10 protein-coding genes are annotated in these 10,808 nt (G+C 71.9%); 4 read left to right on the forward strand and 6 right to left on the reverse strand.

The window, feature by feature from the left end:
* Positions 1-143 precede the first annotated feature (143 nt).
* The gene (locus tag ACZ4LX_RS19440) at positions 144-791 is read right to left on the reverse strand and encodes a TetR family transcriptional regulator (RefSeq protein WP_467646105.1); all 648 of its coding nucleotides are present in this window, start codon (positions 789-791) and stop codon (positions 144-146) included.
* 325 nt (positions 792-1,116) lie between these two features.
* Between ACZ4LX_RS19440 and ACZ4LX_RS19445 the strand changes: the two genes are divergently transcribed.
* Together ACZ4LX_RS19445 and afsK are read left to right on the forward strand one after the other, a co-directional pair.
* Positions 1,117-1,917, forward strand: a complete 801-nt coding sequence (locus ACZ4LX_RS19445; protein WP_467646107.1) for a VOC family protein — start codon at positions 1,117-1,119, stop codon at positions 1,915-1,917.
* Positions 1,918-2,096: 179 nt separating this feature from the next.
* Positions 2,097-4,484: a protein serine/threonine kinase AfsK gene (afsK, locus tag ACZ4LX_RS19450; RefSeq protein ID WP_467646209.1), complete on the forward strand. Its 2,388-nt coding sequence runs from the start codon at positions 2,097-2,099 to the stop codon at positions 4,482-4,484.
* A gap of 53 nt (positions 4,485-4,537) precedes the next feature.
* Here afsK and ACZ4LX_RS19455 read toward each other — a convergent pair whose 3' ends face one another.
* The gene (locus ACZ4LX_RS19455; protein ID WP_467646110.1) at positions 4,538-5,215 is read right to left on the reverse strand and encodes a hypothetical protein; all 678 of its coding nucleotides are present in this window, start codon (positions 5,213-5,215) and stop codon (positions 4,538-4,540) included.
* Between the two features lie 248 nt (positions 5,216-5,463).
* On the opposite strand from ACZ4LX_RS19455, the gene ACZ4LX_RS19460 reads away from it, so the two are divergent.
* Entirely contained in the window at positions 5,464-6,000 is a 537-nt protein-coding gene (locus ACZ4LX_RS19460; protein ID WP_467646112.1) for a hypothetical protein, read from the forward strand.
* A 64-nt stretch (positions 6,001-6,064) separates the two neighbouring features.
* Here ACZ4LX_RS19460 and ACZ4LX_RS19465 read toward each other — a convergent pair whose 3' ends face one another.
* The 3 genes from ACZ4LX_RS19465 to ACZ4LX_RS19475 are packed head-to-tail and all read right to left on the reverse strand — an operon-like array spanning position 6,065 to position 8,453.
* On the reverse strand, positions 6,065-6,841 hold the full coding sequence (locus ACZ4LX_RS19465) for an enoyl-CoA hydratase/isomerase family protein (RefSeq protein ID WP_467646114.1): 777 nt from the start codon (positions 6,839-6,841) through the stop codon (positions 6,065-6,067).
* 6 nt (positions 6,842-6,847) lie between these two features.
* Complete coding sequence (locus tag ACZ4LX_RS19470; protein ID WP_467646116.1) at positions 6,848-7,291, reverse strand: Zn-ribbon domain-containing OB-fold protein; 444 nt, start codon at positions 7,289-7,291, stop codon at positions 6,848-6,850.
* 13 nt (positions 7,292-7,304) lie between these two features.
* A complete protein-coding gene (locus tag ACZ4LX_RS19475; RefSeq protein WP_467646119.1) occupies positions 7,305-8,453 on the reverse strand; it encodes a lipid-transfer protein in 1,149 nt (382 codons plus the stop codon).
* 116 nt (positions 8,454-8,569) lie between these two features.
* Here ACZ4LX_RS19475 and ACZ4LX_RS19480 point away from each other — a divergent pair, with 116 nt between their 5' ends.
* Positions 8,570-10,123, forward strand: coding sequence for a FadD3 family acyl-CoA ligase (locus tag ACZ4LX_RS19480; RefSeq protein WP_467646122.1), 1,554 nt, complete (start codon positions 8,570-8,572; stop codon positions 10,121-10,123).
* 353 nt (positions 10,124-10,476) lie between these two features.
* On the opposite strand, the gene ACZ4LX_RS19485 is transcribed toward ACZ4LX_RS19480, so the two are convergent.
* Complete coding sequence (locus ACZ4LX_RS19485; protein WP_467646125.1) at positions 10,477-10,686, reverse strand: hypothetical protein; 210 nt, start codon at positions 10,684-10,686, stop codon at positions 10,477-10,479.
* Between the last annotated feature and the right edge of the window lie 122 nt (positions 10,687-10,808).

Genomic DNA, 10,808 nt, shown 5'->3' on the forward strand with positions numbered 1-10,808 from the left:
GTCCCGTGTGACGCGGAAGCCCGGTCCTCCTCCGTCCGGGTACACCGACGGCGGACCACATGCGTGGTCCGCCGTCGGTGAGACAGGACCTGGGGTGCCCGGGATCACCGCGCGTCACCCAGTACGGGGTTCCGGCGCGGGCGCTACTTGGTCGGCTTCCTGCCGGTGATGCCCAAGTGCACCAACAGCGCGAGGTTCGGCTTGAGTTCGGCCTGCTTGACGCCCCAGGTGGTGAAGCCCTTCTGATGCGAGGCGACCGCTGCCAGCATCGCGACCAGCGAGCCCGCCATCGCCGCGGGGCTGACGTCCTTGTCGACCTTGCCCTTGGCCTGGAGCTCCTTCACCGCGTCCGTAAGGGAGTTGTTGACCGAGTTCAGGATCTTCATGCGGATCTTGTAGAACCGCTTGTCGCCCTCGGCCGCACCGAGGTCGACCACGCGCAGGATGGCGTCGTGGCGCCGCCAGAAGTCGAGGAACCCGTCGACGAGGTCTTCGGCCGTCTGCCATCCGGCCTTGCCGACCCAGGAGCGCCCGGCGACCAATTCGGTCAGTCCGGCACCCTCCTTGGCCATTTCCTCGGCGATTTCGAGGACGGCGCCCTCGACGTCGGGGAAGTACTGGTAGAAGGTTGCGGGTGAAGTCCCCGCCTTCCGGGCGACGTCGATGACTTTGACGTCCCGGTACGGCGAGGAGCTGAGCATCTCGCTGAGGCAGTCGAGCAGCTTCTGCCGCGTTGCCTGTCCGCGTCGACCGGCCACGCGGCCGTCTACGGTGCGTACTTGTCCTGTCATGCCGTCAGCTTACCGACGGGTGATCGGAGCGCGATTCGGCCGACTGCAAATGGGGAGTCCGGCAGGCGCGGTGGGGGAACTGAGGGGGTTTTGGGGGATGCGCCCCACGGTCTCCCTCTCGATGTCCACAGTCTGATTAGTGTTATCAACAGCCTGTGGACAACTTCGGTGGATAACTTTCCGTGACAGGGGTGTCCGCAGGTCGTGTATCGAAAATGTGTTCGCATCGGAGGGGCTGGAGCGCGGGCGAGCCGGTGCGCGGCTACGTTGGGTGTGACGAGCGTCACCACGTAGGAGCGTCATCGCGACGGAAGGATCCGGGCTCATGGCCGCATTCGCGCAGTCCGCGCCGTGCTGGGTGGATGTGCAGCTCCCCGACCTGGAAGCGGGCAAGCGCTTCTACGGCGAGCTCTTCGGCTGGACCTTCCGGGCGGGCGACGGCCCCTTCGCCGACGCCCTCAGCGACGGAAAGCTCGTCGCGGCCCTCGCCGCCAAGCGGGACGGCCGGATGCCGACCGCCTGGGGGGTCTACTTCGCCACCGACGACATCGGCGCCTCCGTCGCCCGGATCCGCGAGTCCGGCGGTCAGGTGATCACCGACCCGGTCCGGGCCGGCCGGTCCGGGGTGCTCGCCCAGGCCGCCGACCCCGGGGGTGCGGTGTTCGGTCTCTGGCAGGCGGGTGAACACCAGGGCTTCCAGAAGCAGAACGAGCCCGGCTCCTTCTGCTGGACCGAGGTCTGCACCCGGCGCAAGGAGCAGGTCGACGCCTTCTACGAGGAGGTCTTCGGCTTCCGCTCCACGGACCTCGACGAGGCGGGCACCGGCGATCCGGGCACCGCCGAGGCCGGTGTGGACTACCGCGTGTGGTCCCCGGCCGGCACCGAACCGGGCCCCGGCACCGCGGTCGGCGGGCGCAGCGTCATCACGGACGCGCTCCCGGCCGAGATGCCCAGCTACTTCCTCAGCTACTTCGCCGTGGCGGACTGCGACGCGTCGGTCCGTACCGCCGTCCGGCTCGGTGGCCGGATCTCGGCGCCTGCCTTCGACATCCCGTACGGTCGCATGGCGGTTCTCCAGGACGACCAGGGTGCCGTCTTCGCCATACTTCAGCCGTCGGTGTCCTGATACGGGCCGGAGTGGCACGGGACACCCCGATCCGCCCCCGGGTTCGCCACCCGGGCCTCGGCCAGGAAGAATCGGGGTGCGCACCGGCGGGCGGTGCCCACTGATGAGCCGCTGCACACGGCGGGTTTTTCGCGGACAACTCCTCACGGAGGTCCGTACGGGGAGGTGGCAGGCAAGTGGTGGAGCAGCTGACGCAGCACGACCCTAGGCGGATCGGCCCGTTCGAGGTGCTGGGACGGCTCGGGGCCGGTGGCATGGGGCTGGTCTATCTCGCCCGTTCGGCGTCCGGCCGGCGGGTGGCGATCAAGACGGTCCGTACGGAACTGGCCGAGGATCAGCTGTTCCGGGTCCGCTTCACGCGCGAGGTGGAGGCCGCCCGCGCCGTCAGCGGCTTCTACACCGCCGCCGTGGTCGACGCCGATCCGAGGGCCGCCGTGCCCTGGCTCGCCACCGCCTATGTGCCCGCGCCCTCGCTCGAAGAGATAGTGAATGAGTGCGGGCCGATGCCGACGCAGGCCGTGCGCTGGCTGGCGGCCGGCATCGCGGAGGCCCTTCAGTCGATCCACGGGGCGAAGCTCGTCCACCGCGACATGAAGCCGTCGAACGTGCTCGTCGTCGAGGACGGCCCCCGGGTGATCGACTTCGGGATCGCCTCCGGTGTCTCCAACACCCGGCTCACCATGACGAACGTCGCCGTGGGCACGCCCGCCTACATGTCGCCCGAGCAGGCGCGGGACTCGCGCAGTGTCACCGGCGCCAGCGACATCTTCTCGCTCGGATCGACGCTCGTCTTCGCCGCGACCGGCCATGCGCCGTTCCACGGGGCCAACCCGGTCGAGACGGTCTTCATGCTGCTGCGCGAGGGTCCCGACGTCAGCGGGCTGCCCGACGATCTGCGTCCGCTGATCGAGTCGTGCATGCAGATGGACGCCTCGCTCCGGCCCACCCCCGCCGAGTTGCAGGCCCAGCTCTCCCCGCACCTCTTCGCCTCCGGCAGCGACGACAGCGGTACGGCGTCGGCATGGCTGCCGGCGTCCGCCACCGCGATGATCGAGCAGCGCCGGGGCGGCGGACGCGCGGTCGCCGTCGCCCCGCCCGCGCCGGTTCCGCCCCCGCCCGTTCCGCCCGCGCCCGTGGCGCCGCCGAGGCCGTCGGCCGCCGACTGGGACAACGCCTGGCGCGGCGGCGGCGAGGGCCGCCTGCCGGCCGCCGTGCCGGCGCGGACACCCGACTCGGGCGGTCCGGTGCGGCTGACCGGCGTTCAGGTGCCGATCGGTCCGGGCCCGCGTGCCCAGGACGTACGCGCCTCGGCGGCCGCGGCCGAGGCCGGTCCGGCGACCGGCTGGGTGCGCCCGCCCGCCGGGGCGGTCACCGCCCCGACCGCCCTCGTGCCCGCCCCGGCGCGCGAGCCCGACCCGCCCGCCGCCCCGGGACGCTGGCGGCCCTGGCGGTTCCGGATGTCGAACGACGTGTGGGGGACCCCCGTCGTCGTCGGTGACCTGCTGTACGTCACCTCCTTCGAGGTGCACGCGCTGGACACCGGCAACGGGCGGCGCCAGTTCAAGACCCGTGACGTGGCCTGGGCGATGGCCGTGGACGGCGGCAGCATCCTCGCCTCCGACGGGCCTTCGCTCTACGCCCTGGACGCGGCGAGCGGCGGCGAGCGGTGGCGGGTGCAGACCGACGCGTGGGTGTACTCCCTGAAGGCCGAGCGCGGCACGGTCGTCACCGGCACCCGGGGCGGCGGCGTCCAGGCGTGGGAGGCGGCCACGGGCGAGAAGCTCTGGGAGATGACCGGCGCCCAGACGGACTTCGAGACCTCGGAGGCCGGACCGGCCCTCCACGACGGCACGGTCTACGTCTGGCAGGACGCCCGGCTGCGGGCCGTCGAGGCCCGTACCGGCACCGAGCGCTGGTCCTACCCGGTCGGCGACGCGGCCTCCTGCGGAGGGGTGCCGGTCCGGGTGACCCCGGCGCCGGACGGCTACGCGTACGTCGCCGCGGGGACCCGGGTCCTCGCCGTGGACATCGTCTCCGGCCATGTGCGCTGGCACTTCGAGTCCCCGGCGGTCTTCCTCTCGCCGCCCGCCTTCGCTCCCGGCCCGGCCGTCACCGGGGGCGGGGTGTATCTCGCGGACTACCTCGGCACGGTGTACGCGCTGGACGCCTCGACCGGCAAGGACCGCTGGCGCATCGCCACGGAGTCCCGCCAGTCGATCGAGCCGGTGCTGGTGGTGGCGGGCAACGTGCACGTCGGCAGCGGCAGCGCGCTGTACACCCTGGACGCGGTCACGGGCACCCCGAAGTGGCGGTTCGCGGCGGGCGGCGAGGTCGTGGGCGCACCGGTCGTCGCCGACGGCCGCGTCCACTTCGGCTCGGCGGACCACGTCCTGTACACCCTGGACGCGGTGGGCGGCCAGCTCCGCTGGAAGCTCGCCACGGGCGGCGAGATCACGGGTTCGCCGGTGGCGCAGGGCGGTGTGGTCTACGCGTGCAGCAAGGACCGCTGCGTGTACGCGCTGGACGCGCTGAAGGGCACCGGCACGGGCAACCGCGCCCGCGCGTAGGCCTTCCGGCCGGGGGACGAGGTGTGCGGGTGCGTCCGGGGGCCGCTTCGTCCTCAGCCGCCGGACGGGTGTGATCTGCCCGGGTCGTCCGGCCGGTCCTGGCCCGAGTCCGAGGGCGGCTCCGACGACCCGGAACCCTGACCCGGCGCCCCGGAACCCGGCCCCGGCGCAGGCCTGGACGACGGCCCCACGTACGGGTCCACCTCCGGCTCCGGCCACGGGCTCGTCTGCACCGAAGGACCCGGCTCCCGCGTCGGCGGCCAGGTGTCCGGATCCGCCGATCCCGGTGCCGCGTAGGGCTGTTCATGCCCGGGGCTCCGCCCCCGCCCCGACATCAGCGCCGCACCCAGCAGAAGCAGCACCCCACCGCCCGCCGCGGTCGCCACCCCTTGTTGCAGACCGGAACCGTCGCTCGCGACGGACAGGCTGCCCGCCGCCTGGCCCTGGCGCACCATCCACAGCACCGTGAACCCGAGCACCACCACACCCGCGAGGGCGACCATCGGCCGGTAGCGGAGCACCACGCCCACGACCGCGAGGACCGCGGCGAAGAGGAAAGGCAGCAGGATCGAGCCGATCACGGCGGGGTGCGCTCCCGTGACACCGGTGAACAGGTCGTCGATCTCGTAGTACCGCCCGAGGCGGCCGTCGTACCAGTCACGGAAGGGGCTCTGCACGGCGGCCGCCGCTCCTAGGAGAGCGACGATCGAGCCGAGGACGTTACGGATCATGGCCCGGTACCTCCCGCGGGGCGGGAGAAGGCGCCGCCGGACGGCAACACGGATACTCACCGCTCTCGACTCGACGCTACGCCGGGGCCATGACCCTCGCCACCAGACAGACGATGACGAGACCGTGACAGGGTCATGACCCGACGGCCGGGGCCGGCCCGCGATGCTGTGCGCTACGGTGTCGCGCGGCCGTCCGGAAGACCGGCCGGCCGCAGTACGCAAAGGGACAACACAAGGGGGACGTACCGATGGTGCGGCAACATGTGAAGCTCACCGTGGTCCTGGTGGCCGTGGTACTCGCGCTCACCGGATTCAGCAGCGGCAGCAAGGGCGGCAAGAGCCGGAGCGGAAAGAGCAAGTCGAGCAGCAGCAGTAGCGGCGGCGGGTGCTCCAACTCCAAGAAGAGCAACGGCACCTATCACGACACCGACTCCGACTACGACGACGACTACAGCTCGTCCGGCTCCACGTACAACACCGCGACCCCCACCGCGACCGCGACGGACGCCCCGCAGGCGTACGTCTTCCGGTGCGCGACGCCCCGCAAGGGCAAGCGCAGGGCCGTCACCGCCTCCACCGTGCGCCTCACCGCGAACGCGCAGGGCAGCCACACCTACGAGGTCGACGTGAGCTTCCTCGACGTGGCGGGCAAGACCATAGACACCGGTGAGGCGACCGTGGAGGCGGACGGCGGCGAGACGAAGACCGTCTCCGTCCGGATGGACAGCCCGAGCAAGGTCTCGCGGGTCAAGAAGTGCGCGGTCACGGCCGAGCTCGACTACTGACCCGCACCGCCACCACTCCCCCCACCCGGCCCTCGGCAGGGCCCGGATCCGTCCTGTCCGGCGTTCACCGCAGCCGGAACCCGCCGCCCCCGCCCCGCCCCCCGAAGAGCTCGGCCTGCTGCTCAGGCGCCAGGTTCCCGAGCGCGATCAGGTGCGGGGCGTGGGCGAAGGCCTGTGCGCGGGCCGCCTCCTTCGCCGACCACAGTGCCCGTACCGTCCCCTGGACCCCACCGGACGGGTACGACGCGATGACCGCCGCCGCCCGGAGCGCCGCCGCCACCGCGCCGCCGGGCGGCGTCACCTCGCTGACCAGCCCGGTCTCGTACGCACGACGGGCCGAGATCCGTTCCGCCGTCCCCATCAGGGACATCCTGGCCGCCTCGCCGAACGGCATCCGCTGCGCCATGGCGATCGCCTCGTACGCGCTGACCATGCCGTACGTGGTGTGCGGGTCGAAGAACGTGGCCTCGTCGGACGCGATGACGAACTCCGCCTCACCCAGCAGATAGAACGCCCCGCCGCAGGCCATCCCCTCCACGGCCGCGATCACCGGCTTCCACAGGTCGTTGGCCTTCGGTCCGATCGTGAGCAGCGGATCGTCGATCGTGTACGGGGACGAGGGCTGCGGGACGTCCACGCCCCGGTCGATCCCGGTGCAGAACGCGCGCCCGCCGGCCCCGGTGATCACGATCGCCCTGACCTCGTCGTCGTAACGGAACGCCCGCCAGGCCGCGGCGAGTTCGGCGGCGGTCGCGAGGTCGATCGCGTTGAGCTTCGCCGGCCGGTCCAGGGTCAGCAGCGCGACCCCGGTCCCCTGGTTCGTCTCCGTGCGCAGCGCCATCCCGGATCACCGCTCCAGCGTCCAGCGGACCAGGGGCGGCGCGTCGGGGGAGACGGGGCAGAAGACCGCCTTCACCGCCGCCCCGATCCGCAGCCGCGCCGGATCGACGGAGTTCAGCGAGGCGTCGGGACCCGTGACCACATTGCCCGCCAGCCGGATCTGCGGAGCGTCGGCCAGCTCGACGATCACCGCGTTGTAGGGGGCCTGGTCGGCGTACGCGGGCAGCAGGGGCGGATGCGGCAGCACGTACGACCAGATGCGGCCGCGTCCGCTCATCACCCGCCACTCGCTCTCGAACGACTGGCAGTGCGGGCAGCACGGCCGGGGCGGGAAGCGGAGCCGTCCGCAGTCCGGGGCGGCGCACGCCTGGACGCGCAGTTCGCCGCGGGCCGCGTACTCCCAGAAGGGGGCGCCGTCCTCGTCGACGACGGGCAGCAGCAGTCCATCCATCTCGAATCGCTCCTCAGTTCCTCAGCAGTACGGCGGACGTGGGGACGCCCTCCCCGGCGGTGACCAGGCAGGTCGAGGCATCGGGGACCTGGGCGGTGGAGATGCCGCGCAACTGCTTCACGCCCTCGTTGATGAGGTTGAAGCCGTGCACGTACCCCTCGCTGAGGCCGCCGCCGCCCGTGTTGATCGGCAGCCGCCCGCCGCTCTCCAGCGCCCCGCCCTCGGTGAACGCGGCGCCCTCGCCGCGCCCGCAGAATCCGTACCCCTCCAGGGAGAGCGGGATGAGCGGGGTGAACGCGTCGTAGATCTGGGCGACATCGACGTCACCGGGCCCGAAGTCGGCCTGCTTCCAGAGCTGTCGGGCCGCCGTCCAGGCGGGTCCCGTCAGCGGGTCGTCGTTCCAGTAGTTGACCATCCCGTGGTGCTGGGCGGGGAGGCCCTGGGCGACGGAGTGGAGGTAGACGGGCTTCTGCCGGCAGTCGCGGGCCCGCTCGGCGGAGACGATGACGCAGGCCAGCGCCCCGTCCGTCTCCAGGCAGTTGTCGAAGAGGCAGAGCGGCTCGCTGATCCAGCGCGAGGTCATATACATGTCGCGGGTCAGCGGCCGTTCGTACATCACCGCGTCGGGGTTCTGGTTGGCCCGGTTGCGGCAGGCCAGGGCGACGTTGAAGAGATGGTCACGGGTCGCCCCGTACTCGTGCATGTACCGCCGGGCGAGCATCCCGATCTCGTCGGCGGGGCGCAGCAGCCCGTACGGCCGGGTCCACTGGGCGGGGGTGGGCAGCTGCACGGCGGTGTTCTTCCACGGCCTCGGCCCCGAGCCGCGCTTCCGCGACCGCCAGGCGACGCCGACGCTCGCCTGCCCGGTGGCGACGGCCGCGGCGAGATGCGCGAGGGTCGCGCAGGAGCCGCCGCCCCCGTACCCCACCTTGCTGAAGAAGGTGACGTCACCGGCCCCGATCGCCTTGGCGACCTCGACCTCGTCGGTCTCCTCCATCGTGTACGAGGCGAACGCGTCCACCTCCGACGCGGCGATCCCCGCGTCGTCGAGTGCCGCGGTGATCGCCCGGCACGCCAGGGTCTTCTCGGACTCGGGCAGATGTTTCGCGAACCTTGTCTGCCCGATTCCGGCTATCGCCGCCTTGTCCTTGAGCGTCGCCACCCGCCACCTCCGAGGCCGTCATGACTGCTGACAGCGGCAGAGGCTACAGCTAATCTGACGGATAGTCAGCTACGGGGCGGCCACGTCGTTCCGGTTCGACGGCGGGAGGGCACGAGATGCGCGGCGACGAGGAATGGTCCACCGTCCCGAACCTGGTACGGGCGGCGGCCCGGCGGTACGGGGAGCGTGAGGCGGTGGTCGACGGCCGCACCCGGATCACGTACGGGGAACTCGGTGAACGCGTGGAGCGGGCCGCCGCCGCGTGCATGGCCTCGGGGGTGGAGGCGGGGGACCGGGTCGCGGTCTGGGCACCCAACACCCTGGACTGGATCGTCTCCGCGCTGGGGGCGGTGACCGCGGGGGCCGTCCTCGTCCCGCTCAACACCCGCTTCAAGGGCACGGAGGCGGCGTACGTCCTGGAGCGGAGCCGCGCGAAGCTGCTCTTCGTCACGGGCACCTTCCTCGGTACGTCGTACGTCGCGTCCCTGCGCCGGTCCGAGGCCGAACTCCCGCATCTGGAGAAGGTGGTGGTGCTCGCCGACTCGGCGCCCGACGACTATGTGACCTGGAAGGACTTCCTGGCGGGCGGGGAGCGGATATCCCCGGAGCGGGTACGGGCGCGGGCCGACGCCGTCGAACCGTCCGCCGCGTCCGACATCATCTACACCTCGGGCACCACGGGCCGTCCCAAGGGCGCCGTCATCAGCCACGCCCAGACGCTGCGCTGCTACGCGATCTGGAGCGAGCTGGCCGGCCTGCGCGAGGGCGACCGCTATCTGATCGTGAACCCGTTCTTCCACACCTTCGGCTACAAGGCGGGCATCATCGCGTGCCTGATGCGGGGCGCGACGATGATCCCGCAGCCGGTCTTCAGCGTGGACACGGTCCTCGCGAACATCGCCGCCGAACGCATCTCGGTCCTCCCCGGCCCGCCCACACTCCACCAGTCCCTACTGGACCACCCGGCCCGTTCCTCCCACGACCTCTCGGCCCTGCGCCTGGTCGTGACAGGGGCGGCGGTGGTCCCTCTCCAGCTGGTCGAACGGCTCCGTACGGAACTGAACATCGCCACGGTCCTGACCGCGTACGGCCTCTCCGAGGCGAGCGGCATCGTCACGATGTGCCGGCAGGGCGACCCGGCCGAGGTGATCGCCTCCACCTCGGGCCGGGCGATCCCCGGAACGGAACTCCGCGTGCTGGCCGCCCCCGGCACCCAGGGCGAGATCGTGGTCCGGGGCTTCCATGTGATGAGCGGCTACTTCGAGGACCCGGAGACGACGGCCGCCACGGTCACCTCGGACGGCTGGCTGCACACCGGCGACGTGGGCGTCCTCGACGAGGACGGCAACCTGCGCATCACGGACCGGATCAAGGACATGTTCATCGTCGGCGGCTTCAACGCCTACCCGGCGGAGATCGAACAGCTCCTGGGCCTGCATCCGGACGTCGCCGATGTCGCGGTGATCGGCATCCCCGACCCCCGCCTCGGCGAGGTCGGCAAGGCGTACGCGGTGCGCAGGCCGGGCGCGACGGTGACGGCGGACGACCTGATCGCGTGGTCACGGCGGGAGATGGCGAACTACAAGGTGCCGAGGGCGGTGGAGTTCGTCAGCGAGCTCCCGCGCAACGCGAGCGGCAAGGTGGTGAAGGGGGAACTGCGGGGGCGCTGACGCGCGCCCGGCCCGCCCCCGGGGGCGCGCTACGGGCGGACCCGGTCCCTGCGGAGACCCGACGAGCCGTTTGCCGGGGACGACGACCGGGGGTGGCCCTGCCCCGGCCGATGGCGGGGGAGGAGAGCCCTGCCCCGGCCGCCGACGGCGGAGCCCATGCGCTTCCGGCATGGTGAGAAGTACGGCATCCAGTACACGGTCCCCCCTGCCGGAAGAGCTCCCGGCGGGCGGATGCCGCTCGACGCCGTGGGCGGAACTCGCGCGGACCGTCCGTACGCGGACATGCGGCGGCCGCGACGGCTCCCCCTCCGCGCCGCCGCGGCCGCTCCCCCGTGCCCCCGTCGTGTCAGGTCTTAGGCCTTCTCGGATCCCGCGTGGTTCTCCTGCGTCTTGAGCAGGTCCTTCGGGGTGCTTCCGGCGTGGTTCTCCAGGGTGACGATGTCCTCGGCCACACTGCCCGCGTGGTTCTCCAGCGGGGTGACCGTTCCACCGTCGGCGGCCGGGCTGCCCGCGTGGTTCTCCTGCGTGGTGGCGTCGGCCTTGGGCTTCAGTACGTCGCTCATGTGTGTCTCCCAGAGGTCTGGCGTGCTTTGGTAGCCGTTGCCCGTCCGGCAGCTCCCCCGTGGGCCGCCGGACGGGCGTATCAGGGCCGTTCACCCTAACGGTGCGCTTCCCCGTGCAACCC

It is taken from the genome of Streptomyces sp. NPDC026062 (assembly GCF_055568375.1).